At 72.1% G+C, this 20,854-nt stretch carries 17 protein-coding genes; 8 read left to right on the forward strand and 9 right to left on the reverse strand.

All coding sequences use genetic code 11. From position 1 onward, the window contains the following. Positions 1–11 precede the first annotated feature (11 nt). The 6 genes from GA0074696_RS07435 to GA0074696_RS07460 form a co-directional block, all read right to left on the reverse strand. Complete coding sequence (locus GA0074696_RS07435) at positions 12–1,079, reverse strand: succinate dehydrogenase/fumarate reductase iron-sulfur subunit (RefSeq protein ID WP_088960405.1); 1,068 nt, start codon at positions 1,077–1,079, stop codon at positions 12–14. Beyond that, positions 1,079–2,992, reverse strand: a complete 1,914-nt coding sequence (locus GA0074696_RS07440; protein WP_088960406.1) for a fumarate reductase/succinate dehydrogenase flavoprotein subunit — start codon at positions 2,990–2,992, stop codon at positions 1,079–1,081. Before GA0074696_RS07440 ends, GA0074696_RS07435 begins: the two co-directional genes overlap by 1 nt. A gap of 11 nt (positions 2,993–3,003) precedes the next feature. Continuing rightward, a complete protein-coding gene (locus GA0074696_RS07445; protein ID WP_088960407.1) occupies positions 3,004–3,810 on the reverse strand; it encodes a hypothetical protein in 807 nt (268 codons plus the stop codon). A gap of 268 nt (positions 3,811–4,078) precedes the next feature. After that, positions 4,079–5,470 (reverse strand): TldD/PmbA family protein, encoded by a 1,392-nt coding sequence (locus GA0074696_RS07450; protein WP_088960408.1) that lies wholly within the window; start codon positions 5,468–5,470, stop codon positions 4,079–4,081. Then, on the reverse strand, positions 5,467–6,903 hold the full coding sequence (locus GA0074696_RS07455; RefSeq protein WP_088960409.1) for a TldD/PmbA family protein: 1,437 nt from the start codon (positions 6,901–6,903) through the stop codon (positions 5,467–5,469). The genes GA0074696_RS07450 and GA0074696_RS07455 overlap by 4 nt, the downstream gene beginning before the upstream one ends. Positions 6,904–6,936: 33 nt before the next feature. Beyond that, positions 6,937–7,485 (reverse strand): Uma2 family endonuclease, encoded by a 549-nt coding sequence (locus GA0074696_RS07460; protein ID WP_088964414.1) that lies wholly within the window; start codon positions 7,483–7,485, stop codon positions 6,937–6,939. A gap of 287 nt (positions 7,486–7,772) precedes the next feature. Between GA0074696_RS07460 and GA0074696_RS07465 the strand changes: the two genes are divergently transcribed. The 5 genes from GA0074696_RS07465 (at position 7,773) to GA0074696_RS07485 (ending at position 13,928) form a co-directional block, all read left to right on the forward strand. Continuing rightward, positions 7,773–8,828 carry an ABC transporter ATP-binding protein gene (locus tag GA0074696_RS07465; RefSeq protein WP_231925413.1) on the forward strand — a complete coding sequence of 352 codons (1,056 nt, stop codon included), beginning with the start codon at positions 7,773–7,775 and terminating at the stop codon, positions 8,826–8,828. Between the two features lie 55 nt (positions 8,829–8,883). After that, positions 8,884–10,026: an ABC transporter ATP-binding protein gene (locus tag GA0074696_RS07470; RefSeq protein ID WP_231925294.1), complete on the forward strand. Its 1,143-nt coding sequence runs from the start codon at positions 8,884–8,886 to the stop codon at positions 10,024–10,026. Further along, positions 10,023–11,033, forward strand: coding sequence for an ABC transporter permease (locus GA0074696_RS07475; protein WP_088960411.1), 1,011 nt, complete (start codon positions 10,023–10,025; stop codon positions 11,031–11,033). Before GA0074696_RS07470 ends, GA0074696_RS07475 begins: the two co-directional genes overlap by 4 nt. A 10-nt stretch (positions 11,034–11,043) precedes the next feature. After that, positions 11,044–12,030, forward strand: coding sequence for an ABC transporter permease (locus tag GA0074696_RS07480; RefSeq protein WP_088960412.1), 987 nt, complete (start codon positions 11,044–11,046; stop codon positions 12,028–12,030). Between the two features lie 203 nt (positions 12,031–12,233). After that, positions 12,234–13,928: an ABC transporter substrate-binding protein gene (locus tag GA0074696_RS07485; RefSeq protein ID WP_231925414.1), complete on the forward strand. Its 1,695-nt coding sequence runs from the start codon at positions 12,234–12,236 to the stop codon at positions 13,926–13,928. Positions 13,929–13,984: 56 nt separating this feature from the next. On the opposite strand, the gene GA0074696_RS07490 is transcribed toward GA0074696_RS07485, so the two are convergent. Next, the gene (locus GA0074696_RS07490) at positions 13,985–16,126 is read right to left on the reverse strand and encodes a prolyl oligopeptidase family serine peptidase (protein WP_088960414.1); all 2,142 of its coding nucleotides are present in this window, start codon (positions 16,124–16,126) and stop codon (positions 13,985–13,987) included. A gap of 87 nt (positions 16,127–16,213) precedes the next feature. Here GA0074696_RS07490 and mshB point away from each other — a divergent pair, with 87 nt between their 5' ends. The 3 genes from mshB to GA0074696_RS07505 all read left to right on the forward strand — a co-directional run bounded on the left by mshB (position 16,214) and on the right by GA0074696_RS07505 (position 18,138). Further along, complete coding sequence (gene mshB, locus GA0074696_RS07495) at positions 16,214–17,137, forward strand: N-acetyl-1-D-myo-inositol-2-amino-2-deoxy-alpha-D-glucopyranoside deacetylase (protein ID WP_172894207.1); 924 nt, start codon at positions 16,214–16,216, stop codon at positions 17,135–17,137. Between the two features lie 17 nt (positions 17,138–17,154). Beyond that, on the forward strand, positions 17,155–17,592 hold the full coding sequence (locus GA0074696_RS07500) for a hypothetical protein (RefSeq protein ID WP_088964416.1): 438 nt from the start codon (positions 17,155–17,157) through the stop codon (positions 17,590–17,592). Positions 17,593–17,673: 81 nt separating this feature from the next. Further along, positions 17,674–18,138, forward strand: a complete 465-nt coding sequence (locus tag GA0074696_RS07505; protein WP_088960416.1) for a hypothetical protein — start codon at positions 17,674–17,676, stop codon at positions 18,136–18,138. Between the two features lie 279 nt (positions 18,139–18,417). Here GA0074696_RS07505 and GA0074696_RS07510 read toward each other — a convergent pair whose 3' ends face one another. Together GA0074696_RS07510 and GA0074696_RS07515 are read right to left on the reverse strand one after the other, a co-directional pair. After that, on the reverse strand, positions 18,418–19,734 hold the full coding sequence (locus GA0074696_RS07510) for a hypothetical protein (RefSeq protein ID WP_088960417.1): 1,317 nt from the start codon (positions 19,732–19,734) through the stop codon (positions 18,418–18,420). A gap of 107 nt (positions 19,735–19,841) precedes the next feature. Further along, the gene (locus GA0074696_RS07515) at positions 19,842–20,801 is read right to left on the reverse strand and encodes a GNAT family N-acetyltransferase (protein WP_088960418.1); all 960 of its coding nucleotides are present in this window, start codon (positions 20,799–20,801) and stop codon (positions 19,842–19,844) included. Between the last annotated feature and the right edge of the window lie 53 nt (positions 20,802–20,854).

Here is a 20,854-nt window from a genome sequence, read left to right on the forward strand (position 1 = left end):
GCTTGCCCTGATCAGTGCTTCTCGTCCTGGCTCGGATGAGCGAAGTTGAGGTGCTCCGGCGGCAGCGGGAAGGTGACGTCGTCGCCGAACGGGGACGGGGCCGCCGCCCGGTCGAAGGTCAGCTCCGTCAGCGGCAGCCGGCCGGTGGCGTCGACCGCCGGGGCGGTCGGGTGCGGGACCTCGCGGTGCCAGTTCACACCCTGCTGGGCCTGCACCTCGGCGAGCGGATCGTGCGAACCCCCCGCGTGCGAGTGGACTCCAGCCTGACGAGCGCCGCTGTGCACCGCGGACTCCTTCCCCGCGCTGCCCGCGGTGCTCTGGGGCGTGTCACCCCGACGGAAGATCTTGCTACCAAGCCACACGAGGGGATCGTACCTGCGGTCGACGACCCGCTCCTTCATGGGGATGATCCCGTTGTCGGTGATCTTGATGTGCTCGGGGCAGACCTCGGTGCAGCACTTGGTGATGTTGCAGAACCCGAGCCCCTGCTCGGCCTGCGCGAAATCCTTGCGGTCCGTCTTCGCGTCCAGCGGGTGCATGTCCAGCTCCGCCGCCCGGATGAAGAACCGGGGACCGGCGAAGGCCTGCTTGTTCTCCTCGTGGTCGCGGATCACGTGGCAGACGGTCTGGCACAGGAAGCACTCAATGCACTTGCGGAACTCCTGCGAGCGCTCCACGTCGACCTGCTGCATCCGGTAGTCCCCGGGCGCCACGTCGGCCGGCGGCGCGAAGGCCGGCATCTCCCGGGCCTTCTCGTAGTTGAACGAGACGTCGGTGACCAGGTCCCGGATGACCGGGAAGGTGCGCAGCGGGGTGACCGTGACCGTCTCGTCCTCCTCGAAGGTCGACATCCGGGTCATGCAGCTCAGCCGCGGCTTGCCGTTGATCTCCATCGAGCAGGAGCCGCACTTGCCCGCCTTGCAGTTCCACCGGCAGGCGAGGTCGGGCGCGTCGGTGGCCTGGAGTCGGTGGATGACGTCGAGGACCACCTCGCCCTCGTTCACCTCGACCGTGTAGTCCTGCAGGTCGCCGCCGGTCTCGTCGCCCCGCCAGATCCGGAACTGTCGCTTGTTGCCCATTACTTGCCCGCCTCCTCAGCGAGGGTGTCGAACTCCGCGAGCTCCTCGTCGGTCAGGTACTTGGCCAGCTCGGCACGGTCGAAGAGGCCGATCAGCTCCGGCCGCATCGTCGGCAGCCGCTTGTGGTCCAGGCGTACGGTGTCGCCGTCCAGGGAGCAGACCAGGTTGACCCGCCGCCACTTCGGCTCCATCGCCGGGAAGTCCTCCCGGGTGTGCCCGCCGCGGGACTCCTGCCGCTCCAGCGCCGCCTTCGCGGTGCACTCCGACACCACCAGCATGTTGCGCAGGTCCAGGGCCAGGTGCCAGCCCGGGTTGTAGCGCCGGCCGCCGCTGGCGCTGACCTTGGCCACCCGCTCGCGCAGCTCCGCCAGCCGGCGCAGCGCGTCGACCAGCTCACCCTCGCGCCGGATGATCCCTACCAGGTCTCCCATCACCGCCTGGAGGTCCTGCTGGAGGGTGTACGGGCTCTCGCCGGTGTCCCGCTGCAGGGGCGCCAGCGCCGTCTCCACCGCCGTCTCCACCGCGCCGATCGACACCTTCGGCCGCCCGCCGAGCTGGTCGGTGTACGACGCCGCGTGCCCGCCGGCCCGCTTGCCGAAGACCAGCAGGTCGGACAGGGAGTTGCCGCCGAGTCGGTTGGAGCCGTGCATGCCCCCGGAGACCTCGCCCGCGGCGAAGAGCCCGCGCACGGTCCCGTACGCGGCGCCCGAGTCCGGGTCCACCTCCACGCCACCCATCACGTAGTGGCAGGTCGGGCCGACCTCCATCGGCTCGGCGGTGATGTCGACGTCGGCCAGCTCCTTGAACTGGTGGTACATCGACGGCAGCCGGCGACGGATCTCCTCGGCCGAGCGGCGCGAGGCGATGTCCAGGTAGACGCCGCCCGCGGGCGTACCCCGGCCGGCCTTGACCTCGCTGTTGATCGCGCGGGCGACCTCGTCGCGGGGGAGCAGCTCCGGCGGGCGCCGGTTGTTGTCCGGATCGGTGTACCAGCGGTCCGCCTCCTCCTCGGTCTCCGCGTACTGCTTGCGGAAGACGTCGGGGACGTAGTCGAACATGAACCGCTTGCCCTCGGAGTTCTTCAGCACGCCGCCGTCGCCGCGCACCGACTCGGTGACCAGGATGCCCTTCACCGAGGGCGGCCAGACCATGCCGGTGGGGTGGAACTGGAGGAACTCCATGTTGATCAGCGTCGCCCCGGCGCGCAGCGCCAGCGCGTGACCGTCCCCGGTGTACTCCCAGGAGTTCGAGGTGACCTTGTAGGACCGGCCGACGCCACCGGTGGCCAGCACCACCGCCGGCGCCTCGAAGAGGATGAATTCGCCGGACTCCCGGTAGTAGCCGAACGCGCCGGCGACCCGGTCACCGTCGAGCAGCAGCTCGGTGATCGTGGTCTCGGAGAAGACCTTGATCCGGGCCTCGTAGTCGCCGTGGTCGCGCTTGTCCTCCTGCTGGAGGGAGACGATCTTCTGCTGGAGGGTACGGATCAGCTCCAGGCCGGTGCGGTCGCCGACGTGCGCCAGCCGCGGGTACTCGTGGCCGCCGAAGTTGCGCTGGGAGATCTTCCCGTCCTTGGTGCGGTCGAAGAGCGCCCCGTACGTCTCCAGCTCCCAGATCCGCTGCGGCGACTCCTTCGCGTGCAGCTCGGCCATCCGGAAGTTGTTGAGGAACTTGCCGCCGCGCATGGTGTCGCGGAAGTGGACCTGCCAGTTGTCCCGGTTGTTCACGTTCCCCATGGCGGCCGCCGCGCCGCCCTCGGCCATCACGGTGTGCGCCTTGCCGAAGAGCGACTTGGAGATGATGGCCGTCTTCTTGCCCGCCAGACGGGCCTCGATCGCCGCGCGCAGGCCGGCGCCGCCGGCGCCGATCACGACGACGTCGTAGTGGTGTCGTTCGATTCGCGTCTCAGTCATGTCCCGGGCCTTCAGTTGATGAACCGCAGGTCGTTGAACCACTCGGCCGCGACCGCCATGACGTAGAAGTCGGTGAGCGCCAGGGTGCCGAGGGTGATCCAGGCGAGCTGCATGTGCCGGACGTTCAGCCAGGACACCCCGGTCCAGGCCTGGTAGCGCACCGGGTGCTTGGAGAAGTGCTTCAGCCGGCCGCCGATGATGTGCCGGCAGGAGTGGCAGGAGATGGTGTACGCCCAGAGCATCACCACGTTGACCAGCAGGACGATGTTGCCCAGCCCGAAGCCGAAGCCCTTCGGCGAGTGGAAGGCCAGGATCGCGTCCCAGGTGTTGATCAGCGAGATGATCGCGGCGGCGTAGAAGAAGTAGCGGTGCAGGTTCTGCCCGAGCAGCGGGAACCGGGTCTCGCCGCCGTACGCCTTGTGCCCGTCCGGCACCGCGCACGCCGGCGGCGACAGCCAGAACGAGCGGTAGTACGCCTTGCGGTAGTAGTAGCAGGTCAACCGGAACAACAGCAGGAACGGCAGGGTCAGCGCGGCGTCCGGGACGACCCACCAGCCGGGCAGGAAGCTGCCGAAGTGCGAGGAGCCCTCGGTGCACCGCTCGGTGACGCAGGGGGAGTAGAACGGGGTCAGGTAGTGGTACGCGTCGACCCAGTACCACTTGTGCATGAAGACCCGGACCGTCGCGTACGCGACCCAGGCGGTGAGCCCGGCGAAGGTGAGCAGTGGGGCGAGCCACCAGCGGTCGGTCCGCAACGTCTTCGCCGCGATGGCGGCGCGCGCCCGCGCCCCCAGCGGCCTCGTTGCCGTTGATGTCATTCGAGTCGTCTCCCTGACGGGGCCCTCGCGGGCGGCGGATCACGTTCCGTTCGGTCAGCGGACCGGTGGGACTGGGTCCACTGCCACGTCTTTGCGCACACCAACGACCGCACCGGCATGACGGCGCAGCTAAGTGACACACGTTACGCCGATCTCCACGGCCCGGCCGCGCAACGCAGTGTCCCGTGTGTCCCGCACGTTGGAAAGACCCGGAGCATGATCAATATGCGGTGGCCGGAAAAGATCGTCCCCGGTCGACGCCGGACGGTCAGCCGGAGGCGCCGCCGGTGAAGTTCCACGCCGCCAGGCGCAGCGCCGGCGCCTCCCACCAGACCCCGTCCAGCCGGTCCGGCTGGCGCACCGGCCGTTGCCCGAGGCCGAGCACCGCGCCCGGCGCCAGCGCCCGCGGGTACGACTCGGTGAACCGGAAGTCGCGGACCGCCCGGGTCGGCACGCCGTCCTCGACCAGCCACACGCCGTTGCGGGTCAGCCCCGTGATCACCAGGCTCTTCGGATCGAGCACCCGGGTGTACCAGAAGTCGCTGACCAGCAGCCCGCGCTCCATCCCGGCGACCAGCGCGGCAGTGTCCCCGTCCGCCACCGCCCCGGGGGTGCCGTCGGCACCGTCGTCGGGCCGCCCGCCCCGGCCGGTTGCGGCGAGCAGGCGGAGGTTGCGGGGGATCGGGCCGAAGGTGGACGCGCCGACCATGCCGTGGCCGGTGGACCCGGTGCCCACCTCGGCACCGCTGCGCCGGTCGTGCGCCACCGCACGGGTCACCCCGGCCTCAACCAGCGACAGCGCCCGCCGGGCGGTGCCCTCCAGGTCGAACGGGAGGGCGGAGGCGTGCAGCGGGTCGTCGACCAGGGTCACCGACGGGTCGAACTGGGCGGTGCCCGGCTCGGCGAAGGACTGCCGCTCGGCGTACCGCTTGCCGTTGAAGCCGTACCAGGAGAAGTTCTGCAACAGGTCGCCCACCGCGGCCGGCTCAAGCACCACCTCGTACCGGCCCGGGGACAGCTCCACCGGGTCGGCGGCGGCGCGCGCCTTGCCGGCGGCCCGGGCGCCCAGCGCCGTCCCGTCGAGGTCGGCCAGGCGGTCGGCGCAGAGCCGGGCCACCCCGTCCGCGCCGCCGGCCCGGGCGATGCCGTCCATCGCCGCCTCGGTGGTGCGGCCCTGCGCGGTGTGGCCGGCGGAGTTGGCGAACGCCCCGGACCGGTACGACGTCCGGCAGTAGCCCGCCGCCTCCAGGCCGCCCACCGCGTCGACGAAGGCGCGGACCCGGTCCGCCCGCGCGTCCGGCTCGGCGTAGGCGGTGTCCTCGTCGAGCAGGCCGCTGGAGCGCACCGCCGTGGGCGGGGTCAACCCCGGCCAGGCCGGGTCCGGCGGACAGAGCCGTGCCGCCGCCACCGTCCGCTCGACCAGCGCGTACAGGCCGTCGGCGTCGACCAGGCTGCCCCCGCCGGCGGCGGTCCGGCCGTCGACGTGCAGCCGCAGCCGCACCGAGACCCCGGACTCGGCCACGTTCTGGTGGATGAAGGAGTTGGCGAACCGGGTCAGCGCCAGGTCGTGGCGGGTCACCGCCACCTCGGCCTGCGCGTCGGGGCCGGCCAGCCGGCGGACCAGCTCCACCACCTGACCGGCGACGTCCAGCTCGGTCATGCGCGCACCCCTACTCGGACGGAACGGAAGCGGGCCGGGGCGGCCGGGTGGCCGGTGTGGCCGACCTGGCCGGGCTGGCCCTTCCCGCAGTTGGGCGTGCCCCAGGCGACGGTCTCGGACGAGAGCATGTCCATCGAGCGCCAGAAGAGCGGGCCGATGCCGGTGTAGGTGGGGTTGCGCAGCATCCGCCCGCGCCGGCCGTTCTTCACCTCCCAGCCGATCTCGCAGCCGAACTGGAAGTTGAGCCGCTTGTCGTCGATCGACCAGGAGCGGTTGACGTCCATCAGCACCCCGTCGTCGGTGGCGGCGATGATCTCGTCGAGCGTGTGCGGGCCGGGCTCCAGTCCCACGTTGGTCATCCGCACCATCGGCAGCCGGGCCCAGCCGTCGGCCCGTACGCTGCCGCCGTAGTCGAGACCGGCGACGGCGGCCGAGTCCCGACCGGCGAGCACGCCCACCCAGCGCCCCTCGCGGACCGCGTCCCGGCGGACCGCCGGGGAGCCCTCGTCGTCGAAGCCGAAGCTGCCCAGCGCGCCCGGGATGGTCGGGTCGATGGTGACGTTCATCAGCTCGGAGCCGTAGCGCAGCGAGCCGAGCTGGGCCAGATCCAACCAGGACGTGCCCGCGAAGGCGGCCTCCCAGCCGAGGATGCGGTCCAGCTCGATGGCGTGGCCGACCGACTCGTGGATCTGCAACGCGAGCTGTTCGCCGCCGAGGATGAGGTCGGTCTCGCCGGCCGGGCACTCGGGCGCGGTGAGCAGCGCCCGGGACTCCTCGGCGATGCGCGCGGCGTGCGCGGTGAGGTCCAGCGACTCGACCAGCTCCCAGCCGGTGGTGCCGTACTGGCCGCGGTAGCTGGGGTAGGAGCGGCGCTGGGTCTCGCCGTCACCGATGGAGGTGGCCGAGATGCCGCCGCCGCACTCGCGGATGCGCTGGTCGATCCGGTGCCCCTCGCTGGAGACGAACCACTTGGCGGTGTCCCAGATCTGGTAGAGCCCCTCGGCCAGGTCGGCGCCGTGCTCCCGCATCGTCGCGGTGGCCCCGACCAGCAGGTCGCCCTTGTCGGAGAGGGCGACGCCGAGCGGGTCGACCCGGCACGACGAGGCCCAGCTCGCCACGGCCGCTCCGGTCGACACCAGGTCGATCGGCGGGCCGGGCACCCGCGCGCTCGCGGCGGCGATCGCCGCGGCGCGCCGGCCGGCATCGCGGGCCGCGGCGTCGGAGAGCTCGGGTACGGCATGGAAGCCCCAGCTCGACCCGACCAGCGCTCGCACCCCCAGGCCGATGCTCTCGTCCTGGGTCAGCTCCTCGATGGCGCCGTTGCGGGCCGACATCGACTCGTAGCGGCGGTGCATCACCCGGGCGTCCGCGTACCGGGCGCCCGCGTCGAGGGCGGCCTGGACAGCGGCGGAGGCCGCGTCGAACTCGGTCATGCGCCCGACCCTAGGCGAGCCGACCGACATCCGTCAGGGGACCAGATCCTCCGGCCGGATCGTGGCGTGCACGGGCTCGGTCAGCGTCAAGGTCTCGCCGCGCTTGACCGAGGACTGTTCGACGTAGTTGCGGCCCCGGCGGCGGAAGAGGCGCATGCCACCCGTCTCCTGCTCGATCAGCAGGTACCACTCAATGCCGGAGGCGGCGTAGTAGTGCATCTTGAGCACCTTGTCGGTGGCCGCGTTGCTCGGCGAGATGATCTCGCAGATGAGCCGGACGTCGGCCGCCTCGATCATGAGTTCGTCCAGGTCGACCGGCCCGGTGATGACGAGATCGGGAATGGGGATCCGGCCCGGTCGGAGCCGGACGTTCACCGCCTCCAGGAGTTCCAGCCCGGCGGTCTCCGCCGCGGCTTCGAGGATGTTGCCCAACTTGCGCGAAATGCGCTGGTGGCGTGGAGTGGGGGCTGGGGTCACGTGGAGGCTCCCGTCGAAGAGTTCGACGCGTTGCTGCGTCTCGCCGAGGGCGAGGTACTCCTCTTCGGTCCACGGTCCCTCGTGGTCGAACACCGCCGCGGTCATGGTCACCTCCACCTCGTGCCGGCGCGAATCCTCCCGTGGGTGCCGCCACCATGGTCGCACCCGAGGTGCGACGGTGGTGGCACGACATCCAGTTGCCGGGGTGGATGTCCTGGTGAGGGCTGTTCACGCCCGTTGTCGACTCGTTACGCTGTGGGCCGCTGACAGCCCGCCGCTTGTAGCTTATTTTCACCCTCGAAGCTTTGTTGTAGGTTCTCTACAACCTGAGGGAGGCGGTCGTGGACAGTCCGGAACCGGTGCCGTCCGGGCGCTCGGACGACCGCCCCGGCGTGCCGGAGCAGCGCGCCGCCGAGGCGCCCCACCTGCGCGTCGACGACCTGCGGGTCAGTTTCGCCACCACCGACGGCGTGGTCCGGGCCGTGGACGGGGTCTCCTTCGACGTGGCGCGCGGGCGCACCCTCGGCATCGTCGGCGAGTCCGGCTCCGGCAAGAGCGTCACCTCGCTGGCCATCCTGGGTCTGCACGACGCCAAGCGGACCACCATCACCGGGGAGATCACCCTCGGCGGCCGTCAACTGGTCGGCCTCGGAGACGAGGAGGTGCGCCGGCTGCGCGGCCGGGACATGGCGATGATCTTCCAGGACCCGCTGTCCGCGCTGCACCCCTACTACACGGTGGGCCGGCAGATCGCCGAGGCGTACCGGGTGCACCACCCGGGGGCGGGTCGGCGGGAGGCGCGTACCCGGGCGGTCGACATGCTCGGCCGGGTCGGCATCCCGCAGCCGGCGCGTCGCTTCGACCAGTACCCGCACGAGTTCTCCGGCGGCATGCGACAGCGGGCGATGATCGCGATGGCGCTGATCAACGACCCCGACCTGCTGATCGCCGACGAGCCGACCACCGCCCTCGACGTGACCGTGCAGGCGCAGATCCTGGACCTGCTCACCGACCTGCAGGCCGAGTTCCACTCGGCGATCATCCTGATCACCCACGACCTGGGCGTGGTCTCCCAGGTCGCCGACGACGTGCTGGTCATGTACGGGGGCCGGGCGGTCGAGCGGGGCACGGTCGAGCAGGTGCTGCGGCGCCCGCAGCACCCGTACACCTGGGGGTTGCTGTCGAGCGTGCCCTCGCTGCACGGCGACGCGGACGCGGACCTGGTGCCGATCCCCGGCACGCCGCCCTCGCTGATCAACCTGCCGTCGGGCTGCGCGTTCCACCCGCGCTGCCGGTACGCCGGCCGCAACGGTGACCGCTCGCGCACCGAGGTGCCCGAGCTGGGCCCGGCGGGCGAGGCCGGCCACCTGGTCGCCTGTCACCTGTCGGCGCAGGAGCGCACCCGGCTCTACCAGGAGGATGTCGCACAGGTGGGGGTGGCTCGGTGAGCGCGAGGAACGCAGCGCAGCGGAGTCCCGCAGTCGCGAACGAAGGCAGGTTCCGGTGAGCGCGGAGGTCGAGAGCAGGGTGGCAGCCGACGAACCGCTGCTGCGGGTACGCGGGCTGACCAAGCACTTCCCGGTGCGCACCGGACTGCGTAGCCGGGGGCTGGTGCGGGCGGTCGACGGGTTGGACTTCGACGTGCGGCCGGGGGAGACCCTGGGCCTGGTCGGGGAGTCCGGCTGCGGCAAGACCACCACCGGCCGGATGCTGGTGCGGCTGCTGGAGCCCAGCGCCGGGACCATCGAGTTCGCCGGTCGGGACATCACCCACGCCCGGCGTCGGGAGCTGCGGCCGCTGCGGCAGGACCTTCAGATCATCTTCCAGGACCCGTACGCCTCGCTGAACCCCCGGCACACCGTGGGCCGGATCGTGGCGATGCCGTTGCAGGTCAACGGCATCGACCCGCCCGGCGGGGTGCGCAAGCGGGTGCAGGAACTGCTGGAGCTGGTCGGGCTGAACCCGGAGCACTACAACCGCTACCCGCACGAGTTCTCCGGCGGGCAGCGGCAGCGCATCGGCATCGCCCGGGCGCTGGCGCTGCGGCCGAAGCTGATCGTCGCCGACGAGCCGGTCTCCGCGCTGGACGTCTCGATCCAGGCGCAGGTGATCAACCTGCTCCGGGACCTGCAACGCGACCTCGATCTGGCGTTCGTGTTCATCGCCCACGACCTGGCCGTGGTGCGGCACTTCTGCCAGCGGGTCGCCGTCATGTACCTCGGCCGGATCGTCGAGATCGGCGACCGGGCCGACATCTACGAACGGCCGCAGCATCCGTACACCCGGGCCCTGCTGTCGGCGATCCCGGACGTGACGGCGCTCGGCCCGGCCGGACGGATCCGGCTGGCCGGCGACGTCCCGACGCCGCTGGACCCGCCCTCGGGCTGCCGGTTCCGGACCCGCTGCTGGAAGGCGCAGGACGTCTGCGCCACCGAGGAGCCGGCCCTGGTGCCCCGGGACGGCGGCCGGCAGGCCACCGCCTGCCACTTCCCCGAAGGGGAATCGGCTGGCACGAGCCCGGAGGCCGGCCCGGTGGCCGCCGCCGGCCCGGTCGTCCCGGTGCAACCGACGGAGTCGACGGCTCCGGCCGGGTCAACGCCCCCGGCCGGGTCGGTGGGCGCGAGCGGCGAGGAGGTGGCGAAGTGAGTCTGTCCCCGGTCGAGGGTCTGGCGCTGGCCGAGATCGAGTCCGGCGGCGAGGGCGACGCGCCGCGGAGCAGAGGCATCGTCGGCCGGTCACCCGGCCAGCTCGCGCTGGCCCGGCTGCGCCGGGACCGGACCGCCCGGGTCAGTGCCGCCCTGCTGGTCTTCTTCGTGGTGGTGGCGCTGGTCGCCCCGCTGCTCTCGATGGTGTACGGCGTCGGTCCCGGCGAGGACTTCAAGGACAAGCTGGACCAGTGCTGCGGCATGCCGCTGGGCTACCTGGGCGGCATCTCCGGCGAGCACTGGTTCGGGCTGGAGCCCGGCACCGGCCGGGACATCTTCATCCGGATGGTGTACGGCCTGCGGACCTCCCTGCTGATCGCCTTCTCGGCGGCGGTGCTCAGCACCGCGCTCGGCATGACGCTCGGTGTCGTCGCCGGCTACCTGGGCGGCTGGATCGACGCGGTGATCACCTGGATCACCGACCTGGTGCTGGCCATGCCGTTCCTGATCATCGCGCTGGCCCTGATGCCGACGCTGGTGCTGCGCTTCTACGGCGAGCGCGATGCGGTGCCCGAGGCGTTCGGCGTGGCGATGCTGATCGCGATCTTCGTGGTCTTCGGTTGGACCAGCACCGCCCGGCTGGTCCGCGGGCAGGTGATCGCGCTGCGCGAGCGGGAGTTCGTGGAGGCGGCCCGGGCCAGCGGCGCCGGCCTGGGGCACATGCTCTTCCGGCAGCTGCTGCCGAACATCTGGGCGCCGATCCTGGTGGCCTTCTCGCTGGCGGTGCCGCAGTTCATCACCAGCGAGGCGGCGCTGGCCTTCATCGGGGTCGGCCTGACCGACGAGACGCCGAGCTTCGGCCGGATGATCTACCGGAGCCTGGACTACCTCCAGACCGACCCGGCGTACGTCTTCTTCCCCGGCGTCACCATCTTCGCGCTGGTGCTGGCCTTCAACCTCTTCGGGGACGCGCTGCGCGACGCGCTTGACCCGAAGTCGTCGCGGTAGGGGTGCCGACATGGCCCGTTTCCTGATCAAGCGGATCTTCTCCGCCGCCCTCACCCTCTTCGTGGTGAGCGTGCTGACCTTCCTGATGTTCTTCGCGCTGCCCCGCGACCCGGTCAACGGCATGTGCCCGAAGAACTGCAACCCGGAGCGGCTGGAGCGGGTACGCCAGGAGCTGGGGCTGCGCGATCCGCTCGTCACCCAGTACGCCGGCTACATGAAGGGCATCTTCACCGGCCGGGATCTGGGCAGCGCCCAGGGTGGTCGGTGTGACGCCCCCTGCCTGGGCTGGTCGTACGTGGCCAACGAGGCGGTCTCCGACACCATCGCCCGGGTGCTGCCGGTGACGCTGAGCATCGTGATCCCGGCGGCGATCCTCTGGTTGCTGCTCGGGGTGGGTCTCGGCATGATCTCCGCGCTGCGTCGGGGCACCTGGGTGGACCGGGTCGCGATCGGCTTCTCGCTGACCGGCGCCTCGTTGCAGCTCTACTTCGTCGGCGCGGTGCTGCTGCTGGTCTTCGTCTACACGACGCGGCTGCTCCCGGTCCCCGGCTACACGTCGATCCTCGACAACCCGCTGAAGTGGGCGAGCGGGTTGGTGCTCGCCTGGGTCGCGCTGGCCTTCCTCTTCTCCGCCATCTACGCCCGGCTGTCCCGGGCGCAGATGCTGGAGACGCTGTCGGAGGACTTCGTCCGGACCGCGCGGGCCAAGGGCCTGGCCAAACCCCAGGTGTACGGGCGGCACGCGCTGCGCGCGGCGATCACCCCGGTGGTCACCATCGCCGGGCTGGACGTCGGCGGGGCGCTGGGCGGCACGGTGATCACCGAGCTGACCTTCGGCCTGACCGGGCTGGGGCGTACCGCCGTGGACGCGGTCAAGGGCGGTGACCTGCCCACCATCATGGCCACCGTGCTGATCGCGGCCTTCTTCGTGGTGGTCGCCAACCTGGTGGTGGACCTGCTCTACGCCGCGATCGACCCGCGGGTGCGGCTGGGCTGACGCCGTCGCGGGTCGGGAGCGGACACCCGATGTACGCGTCGTTGAAATTTAGCGACAACTGTTACACAACTCGAAGGTTTTCTTCTTTACGATCCTCGGGACGTCGGCGGGTCCCCGCCCGGCGCCCGCAGAGCACACGGTGGAGGAGGTACGACATGCGACCACGGGTGGCGGCAGCCGCATCCGGCGCTATCGCACTGGTTGTGGCGTTGGGCGCGTGCACGAAGAACACGGACGACGGCCCGGTGGTGGACAACAACCGCAAGCAGACCGGGGTGATCGCGACCGACCCGAAGGACTCCCAGGGGCCGGCGGCCGAGGTCGAGGGGGCCCAGAAGGGCGGGACCTTCAGCATCATCCGGGAGACCCCCATCTCCCATCTGGACCCGCAGCGGACGTACTCGTTCGCCGGCCTGATGGCCAACCCGCTCTTCGCCCGCTACCTGACCACCTGGAAGGACGACGGCAAGGGCGGCCTGGTGCTCGTCGGTGACCTGGCCGAGACGCCCGGCACCAACGTCAACAACGACTGCAAGGTCTGGGAATTCAAGATCAAGGACGGGGTGAAGTTCGAGGACGGCAGCGCGATCACCGCCAAGGAGATCGCGTACGGCATCGCCCGCTCCTTCGACCCGGACCTGCCCGGCGGCCCGACCTACATCCAGGAGTGGCTGGCCGACAGCCCGCAGTTCGACACCAAGTGGGACTTCAAGAAGAACAAGACCGGGCTACCCCCGGGGCTGACCACGCCGGATGCGAAGACGCTGCGCTTCGAGTTCGCCAAGCCCCGCTGCGACCTGCCGTTCGCCGTCTCACTGCCGACCACCGCGCCGCTGAAGCCGGAGATGGACACCGGCGTCAACCTCGACCAGAAGCCGTTCTCGTCGGGGCCGTACAAGGTCGCCAAGCACCAGGTCGGCGTGCAGCTGACCCTGGACCGCAACCCGAACTGGGACCCGAAGACCGACCCGGTGCGGCACCAGTACCCGGACCAGTTCGTCTGGACGTTCGGCCCGACCGCCGACGCCGCGAACAACCGGGTGATCGCCGACAACGGCGCGGACCAGAGCGGGCTCGCGTGGAACTTCGTGCCCGCCTCGCTGGTGGCCAAGGTCGCCGGTGACGCCAACCTGAAGTCGCGGACCATCCTCTCCCCGACGCCGAGCGCCAACCAGCTGGTCATCAACACCCAGCGGGTCACCGACCTCAAGGTCCGGCAGGCGCTCAACTACGCCATCGACCGCGACGGCCTGATCAAGACCATCGGCGGCTCCACCGTGGCGGCCCCGCTGACCACGCTGATGCCGCCGGCGACGATCGGCTACCAGGCGTACGACGCGTACCCGGCGGGCGCCAGCGGCGACATCGACAAGGCCAAGGAACTGCTCGGCGGCCAGACCCCGCAGCTCGTCCTCGGCGCCTCCGACGACTCGTCGGAGCAGGAGATGGCCACCCAGATCAAGAGCAACCTGGAGAAGGCCGGCTTCAAGATCACGATCCGGAACATCCCGGACGACGCCAAGCTCGACGAGATCAAGAAGAAGAACAACCCCTGGGACCTGTACATCGGCAACTGGGCGGCGGACTGGCCGAGCGGCGCGTCCATCCTGCCGGTGCTCTACGACGGCCGGTCGATCAAGGCCGAGGGCAACAGCAACCAGTCCTACTTCAACGACCCGGCCATCAACGCCGAGTTCGACCGGATCCTGGCCATGTCCCCGGCCGACCAGGGCCCGGAGTGGGGCAAGCTCGATGAGCGGATCATGAAGGAGCACGCCCCGGTGGTGCCGCTCTACGTCGACGTGGCCTACGTCGTGCACGGCTCCAAGGCCGGCGGGGTCTTCATCTCCAGCGTCTTCGGCTACCCGTCCTTCGTCAACGCGCACGTCAAGCAGTAACTCGCGGTAGGGACGGGCCCCGGTCGACAACGGTGTCGGCCGGGGCCTTCCGCGTCTCAGAGGTGCGTACGCAGGAAGTCCAGCTCCAGCCGGAGCAGCCGCTCGGACAACCCGTCGGCGGCCATGTGGCTGGCCCCGGTCAGCGGCAGCACCGCGTGCGGGCGCCCGGTGGCCAGCAGCGCCGCCGACAGCCGCAGTGTGTGCGCGGCCACCACGTTGTCGTCGACCAGGCCGTGCACCAGCAGCAGCGGTCGGGCCTGCTCCGACTCGAGCAGCGGCTCGGCGGCCAGCTCCACCAGCGAGTGGTGGCCGTACACGTCGATCCCGTCGTCCGGCAGGCCCAGGTAGCGCTCGGTGTAGGCGGTGTCGTACAGGTGCCAGTCGGTGACCGGGGCGCCGGCGATGCCGCAGCGGAACAGCTCCGGGTGCCGCAGCACGGCCAGCCCGGCCAGCCAGCCGCCGAACGACCAGCCCCGGATCGCCACCCGGTCCAGGTCCAGGTCCGGGTGCTTGCCGGCCAGCGCGGTCAGCGCGTCCACCTGGTCGGCCAGGATCACGTCGGCCAGCCGGCGGTGCACCGCCTTCTCGAACGAGGGCGCCACCCCCGGCGTGCCCCGGTTGTCGACGGTCACCACCGCGAAGCCGGAGTCGGCCCACCACTGCCGTTCCAGCCAGGCCGCCCGGGCGGCCACCACCTCCTGGTGCCCCGGACCGCCGTACACGTCCAGCAGCACCGGCAGCCGGGTGCCCTTGACGTGGTCGGTCGGGTAGAGCACGCCGGACGGCAGCCGTCGGTCGGTCACCCGGACCAGCATCGGGCGCGGGGCGTACGGCGGGGTGGCGGCCAGCGAGCGCAACTGGGCCACCTCCCGGTCGCCGCGCCAGACCGACCAGCTCGTCCCCGCGTCGTCCAGCGAGGCGGTGCCCACCACCAGCACGTCCCCGCCGACCGCGGCGGTGTGCCAGCCGGGGGTGCCGCTCATCCGGCGGGCGTCCACGCCGCCGCCGATCACCGTGCGGACCCGGTACAGGTGGCGCTGGCTCGGCTCGCCCTCGCTCGCCTCGACCAGCAGGTCGGCCGGGCCGCCGCCGGTGGGCAGCCGCCCCACCACCCGGCGTACGTAGAGCGAGGGCGGGGTGAGCAGGGTGCCGTCGGCAAAGAGGCAGCGGGCGTCGTACCCGTCGTGGGCCAGCTCCCCGCCGACCAGGACCCGGCCGTCCGGCAGGTGCGCCGGGGTGCCCGGGATCGGCTCCACCCAGCGCGGGTCGGCCAGCTCGGCGTGCACCTGCGTCTCCCCGGTGCGCGGGTCCACGGCCAGCACCAGGCCGTGCTGCTGCGAGCGGCGCAGCACCGTGATCAGCGGCCCGCCGTCGGCCCAGCCCACCGAGGCCAGGTAGGGGTAGGTCTCGCGGTCCCAGTGCACGTCGACCCAGCCGTCGTCGAGGTCGAGCAGGTGCAGGCTGACCTCGGCGTTCGGCCCGCCCGCCCGGGGGTACGCGACCGTGGTCGGCGGGCTCGTCGGGTCGGCCGGGTCGTGCAGGTGCCAGCGCGGCAGCCGGGACTCGTCCACCCGGGCGGCCAGCACCGAGCGGCCGTCCGGCGCCCACCAGTAGCCGCGGAACCGGTCGAACTCCTCGGCCGCGACGTGCTCGGCCAGCCCCCAGGTCACGCCGGAGTCCTCGCCGGCCAGCAGGGTGTCGGTGCCGTCGGACTCGACCACCCGCAGCTGGCCCCGGCGGACCCCCTCGGCGGCGTCGGTGACGTACGCCAGCCGCTCGCCGGTCGGGTCCGGGCGCGGGTCGATCACCGGACCGACGGTCTCCACCTCGACCACGTCGCCGTGCACCAGGTCGGCCCGGAACAGCCGCCCGGCCAGCGCGAAGACCGCCACCCGGCCGGCGGCGTCGAGGGCGTACGAGCCGATGCCGGCGCTGCTGAGCCGCAGCCGTTCGCGCAGCGCCCGCTCGCCGGGGGCGAGCGCGCCCGGTGCGGTGTCGGCGCCGAGGAGCGCGGCCGGGTCGGCGATCAGCCGCTCCTCGCCGCTGGCGACCTCCAGCGCCCAGAGTTGCTCGGCCGGGTCCTCGGGACCGCCCGAGCGGAGGAAGACCACCCGGGAGCCGTCGTCGGCCACGGAAACGGCGCGCGGCGCCCCGTGGCTGAACCGACGGGTGCGGGCGGCCAGCTCGGGAAAGTCCACAGCTCCAGATCGTAGGGCGGCTCGCGACGTGATGTGGCCGACCTGGGCGGACGCGTCAGGCTCGGCGGACGGAGACCGCCGGTTAGAGTGACGGACGTGACGACGCTGCCCGATCGACGCCTTCTGCTGGTTCACGCGCACCCCGACGACGAGTCCATCGGCACCGGGTCGACGATGGCCTGGTACGCCGCCAGCGGCGCCCACGTCACGCTGGTGACCTGCACTCTCGGCGAGGAGGGCGAGATCCACGTGCCCGAGCTGGCGCAGCTCGCCGCCGCCGAGGCCGACCAGCTCGGCGGCTACCGGATCGGCGAGCTGGCGGCCGCCTGTGCCGCGCTCGGCGTCACCGACCACCGCTTCCTCGGCGGCGCCGGCCGCTACCGCGACTCCGGCATGATGGGGCTCGCCACCAATGAGCACCCCCGGGCCTTCTGGCAGGCCGATCTCGACGAGGCCGCCGGGCACCTGGTGGAGATCATGCGCGAGGTCCGCCCGCAGGTCATGATCACGTACGACCCGAACGGCTTCTACGGGCACCCCGACCACATCCAGGCCCACCGGGTGGCGATGCGGGCGCACGAGCTGGCCGCCGCCGAGGGTTGCGCCCCGGCCAAGGTCTACTGGACGGCCATGCCGCGCAGCGTGCTGGAGGCCGGCCTGACCGCCTTCACCGAGGCGTCCGACAACCCCTTCGACGGCATCGACAGCGCCGACGAGCTGCCCTTCGGCACCCCCGATCCGCAGATCGCCGCGCGGATCGACGCCACCGACCAGCATGCCGCCAAGGAGGCGGCGATGCGCGCCCACGCCACCCAGATCCCGGCCACCTCGTGGCTGTACTCGATCGCCGGCAACTTCGGCGCCGAGTTCATGGGCGTGGAGTACTTCACCCTCGCGGTGGGCGAGAAGGGCCCCGGCAAGGGCCCGTACGGCTGGGAGGACGACCTCTTCGCCGGGCTGGGTGCGGACGGCACCGATCGCTCCCCGGTCGCGGTGGCCGGGCTCCGGTGACCCTGCCGGCCGCGCCGATGACGGTGGTCGAGGAGCAGGTCACGCCGCCGCCGCCGGGCCGGTCCGCGCGGCTGCTCGACGTCGCCCTGCGGATCGCCGGCGGGCTGGTCTCGGTGGTCGGCGGGGTGCTGGTGGCGCTGCTCGGGCTGCTGCTGTCCACCGTCCGGGTGGGCGGTCACCTGATCGGGGTGTCGGTGCTGGTCACCATCGGCGCGGCGATCGCGGTGAGCTGGTTCGCGTACGCCACGGTCGGCCGCAGGTGGGCGGTGGCGCTGCCGGCGTTGCCGTGGTTCGTGCTGATGGCCGTGGCGGCGGTCCGCACCACCGAGGGCGACCTGCTCGTCGCCGGCGACAACTGGGTGGGTCTGGGCATGATCACCGCCGGAGCGATGACCTTCGCGGTGATGGCGTTCCGGCAGATCCTCGGCCCGCCGCAACGACGTCACGACGGGTGATGACGCCGCACAGCCTGTGGTGGTAGACATTCCTGCCAGAAGGCTCGCCGGTGGGGCGGGCGGTACGGCGGGAGGCGTGCGATGGGGAATCGGTGGCGCGCGGTCGGCGTGCTCGCGGGGGCACTGTTCGCGATCAACGTGGTGGCTCGGGTGATCATCAAGCTCGGCTTCGACGGGAACGACAGCGCCGCCGACCGGGTCTCGCTGGGCATGTTCGTGGTGATCGGGCTGATCCTCGCCGGGGTCGTCTTCGTGCAGGGGCGTACCCGTCCGGTGGGCGCCTGGGGCGCCGACGTCGGCGCGGCGGTGCTGGTGGCGCTGCTGCTGACCGTGCTGGTCGGGCCGCTGCTGGTCGGCGACAATCCGTTCGGCGGGGGCGCCGGGCTGTTCTTCGCCCAGATCTGGCTCTACCTGCTGGCCGCCGGGGCGGGTGTGGCGGTCGGCTACCTGGTGCTCACCGCGCTCGGCCTCGACCACCGCTCGCAGCAGCTCAAGCGGTACGCCGAGATCAAGTCGGCCAAGCCGCGCCGCGTCGTCCGTCGCTGAGGCGTCGAGTTCTCCGGCCCCCATCGGCCGGGGCCACTCGTCGGTCCGGCGTGTCGTGGCCTGGGGTGGCAACGCCGGTGTGAGCGATATGCCTGAGAGGCGTATTTAGGACTCTCAGGCATATCGCTCGTGCGGGTGTACGCCTTCCGGCCGGCCCCGGTTGCGGGAGGTCGCGCTGGCCGAGCATCCGTTCGTGTGCGAGGCGCGCCTCAAGCCGGACAGGCCCCGGCCGGGTCGGGGCCCGTCGGTGACGGCCCCCGACCCGGTGCTGCTGCTCGCCTAGCTAACGGGGGAGGAGGCCCGGTCCCTACCGTCCGTTCCGGGCAGCGGCGGGGTGGCCACCGCGGTGCCGTCCTCGGCGGTGAGCACGGTGCCCTCCGGGGTGACCACCTCGTCGACCGGCTCCATCTTGGCCGGCACCATCGAGGTGAGCACCCGGTCGGCGGTCGGTCCCGATTCGGCGTCCTCGTCGCGCGTCCGTACCGGCTGCCTGTCCGCCGTGTCCCTGCCCGCGTCGTCGGCGCCAGACCGGGGTTGCGGGACGCGGATGCCCGAGCCCTTGTCCGACGGGGACGCCGGCAGCGCCGGCCGGGTCGCGGTGGAGTCCAGCTCCCGGCGGGGCGCGGCCGACGGCCGCGTCGTCGCCTCGGACACCGCTTCCTCCAGCTCCGCCGCCCGCCGCTCGACCTCCTCGACCTCCGTCGCCACCGGCGTCACGTCCGCCAGTTCCGCCGCTCGCCGCTCCACCTCCGCCAACTCCACCTCGGGCGACTCCACCTCCGGCGACTCGGAGCGAGGCCGACGCGGGCCGGAGCGGTCGGGGGCGGCCGACGTGCCGCCGGTCGCCGAACGCCCGGAGCCGGAGCGCCCGGAATCCGAGCCGGCCGAGGGCCCGGAGCCCGAGCCGGCCGAGCGGCCAGAGCCTGAGCCGGCTGAGCGGCCGGAGCCCGAGCCGGTCGAGCGGCCGGAGCCCGAGCGGCCGGTGCCGGAGTCGGTGGTCTTCCGGCCCTCGCGGAGCGCCTTGATCAGGGCGTCGACGAGTTCGTCCTTGCGCATGTCGGCGGTGCCGGTGATGCCGCGTCGGCGGAGTCGGTCGCGGAGCTGGTCGACCTTGAGGCGGGCGATCTCGCTCTCGTTGACCTCGGGGGTGTTCGGGGTCTGATTGCCCGGCTGCTCACCGGTTCCGCCCCGCGCCCCGGCACCAGAAGCCGACCTGCCGCCCGACGCCGAACCGCCGCCCCGCGATCCGGAACCCCCACCAGAAGCCGATCCGCCGCCTGACGCCGAGCCGGACGTGCTGCGCGAGCCCGAGCCGCCACGGGAACCGGAGTTCGTGCGCGACGTACGGCCCGTGCCCGAGCTGGTCGTCCTCCGGCCTTCGCGGAGCGCCTTGATCAGGGCGTTGACCAGTTCGTCCTTGCGCATGTCGGCGGTGCCGGTGATGCCGCGTCGGCGGAGTCGGTCGCGAAGCTGGTCGACCTTGAGGCGGGCGATCTCGCTCTCGTTGACGTCGGGGGTGTTCGGGGTCTGGTTGCCGGGGGCGTTCTTCGTCGCCGTCGAGCCGCTGGCGCGTCCCGATCCGCTGCGCGTGGCCATCGAGCAGGTCCTTCCTGGTCCGGGGTCGAAGGAGGCGTCGCGACGTACGTCGTGCCGCCTCCAGTTCTTCCGGTACCCCGAACGACCTGCGGGAACCTTCCCTCTGCTCAGCCCGGGGCGACCCGGGTCAGGTAGGTGTGGTGGGTGGTGAAGCCGAGTCCCCGGTAGAGCGTGACCGCGGCGGTGTTGCGCTGCTCCACCTGGAGGAAGGCGTGCGTCGCCCCCTCCGCCACGCCCCAGTCGACCAGGGCCCGGACCACCCGGCCGGCCAGCCCGCGCCGCCGGGCCTCGGGCACCACCTCGATCAGGCTGAGTCCGAGCCAGCGTCCCCGCCCGGTGACGGTGCCCCGGCCGATCGCGACCAGCCTGCCGTCGGCGTACACGTGGGCGAAGCGGACCCGGGCCACGGCGGTGAGCACGTGCCGCGCGGCGTCCGGGAGGCCGCCCTTGCGACCGGCGGCGATCGCGAGCCAGTCGTCCGACGGCGCGGCGGCCAGCTCGACCGGCGGCGAGCCGGCCGGGGTCGGCGCGGCCGGCGGCATCGCGGCGAGGGCGACGGTCTGCACCAGCACCGGTGGCCGGCTGCCCCAGCCTCGGGCGTCCAGCTCCGCGCCGACCGGCGCGGCCAGCGGGAGCGGGGTGTTCACCATGGCTGGTTGCCCCTGGTCGGCGTACCAGCGTTCCACCGCGTCCAGCGCGGCCGGCAGCGGCCGGTCCGGGTCGCCCACCGGCAGCGCGGAGTTGGCCCGGCCGGACCAGCCGGCGGTGGACCGCAGCAGCCAGTCGCCCAGCCGGTCCCGGACGGCGGCGGGCCAGGCCTCGTCGGAGGCCAGCTCCAGCTCGATCACGGCGGAGGCGGTCGGCCGGCGAGTGGGCGGCACCCGCTTGGCCCGGTGCACCTCGGTCACCGGCACCCGCAGCCGGCCCTGCGTGGTGGCGAGAGTGAGATGTGTCTCGGTCAGCTCCACCAGCTCGCCGAGAGCGTCCGAGAAGAGGGGGCGGCCCTCGCGAATCCCCACAATGCGGCGCACCACGATCCGGTGGCCCACGTCCTGCTGTCGGAGCACGATCGACCTCCTCCCCGGCGAGATACTAGGCTCTTACCGTCGCGGGTGATCGC

This window comes from Micromonospora purpureochromogenes (assembly GCF_900091515.1).
Taxonomy (GTDB): domain Bacteria; phylum Actinomycetota; class Actinomycetes; order Mycobacteriales; family Micromonosporaceae; genus Micromonospora; species Micromonospora purpureochromogenes.

What these genes read in the sequence shown, in the direction of transcription:
- GA0074696_RS07445 (WP_088960407.1), bottom strand. Translation starts at nt 3,810, where the DNA reads ATGACATCAACGGCAACGAGGCCGCTGGGGGCGCGGGCGCGCGCCGCC.
- GA0074696_RS07510 (WP_088960417.1), bottom strand. Translation starts at nt 19,734, where the DNA reads ATGGCCACGCGCAGCGGATCGGGACGCGCCAGCGGCTCGACGGCGACG.
- GA0074696_RS07435 (WP_088960405.1), bottom strand. Translation starts at nt 1,079, where the DNA reads ATGGGCAACAAGCGACAGTTCCGGATCTGGCGGGGCGACGAGACCGGC.
- GA0074696_RS07480 (WP_088960412.1), top strand. Translation starts at nt 11,044, where the DNA reads ATGGCCCGTTTCCTGATCAAGCGGATCTTCTCCGCCGCCCTCACCCTC.
- GA0074696_RS07460 (WP_088964414.1), bottom strand. Translation starts at nt 7,485, where the DNA reads ATGACCGCGGCGGTGTTCGACCACGAGGGACCGTGGACCGAAGAGGAG.
- GA0074696_RS07500 (WP_088964416.1), top strand. Translation starts at nt 17,155, where the DNA reads ATGACGGTGGTCGAGGAGCAGGTCACGCCGCCGCCGCCGGGCCGGTCC.
- GA0074696_RS07450 (WP_088960408.1), bottom strand. Translation starts at nt 5,470, where the DNA reads ATGACCGAGCTGGACGTCGCCGGTCAGGTGGTGGAGCTGGTCCGCCGG.
- GA0074696_RS07505 (WP_088960416.1), top strand. Translation starts at nt 17,674, where the DNA reads ATGGGGAATCGGTGGCGCGCGGTCGGCGTGCTCGCGGGGGCACTGTTC.
- GA0074696_RS07440 (WP_088960406.1), bottom strand. Translation starts at nt 2,992, where the DNA reads ATGACTGAGACGCGAATCGAACGACACCACTACGACGTCGTCGTGATC.
- GA0074696_RS07455 (WP_088960409.1), bottom strand. Translation starts at nt 6,903, where the DNA reads ATGACCGAGTTCGACGCGGCCTCCGCCGCTGTCCAGGCCGCCCTCGAC.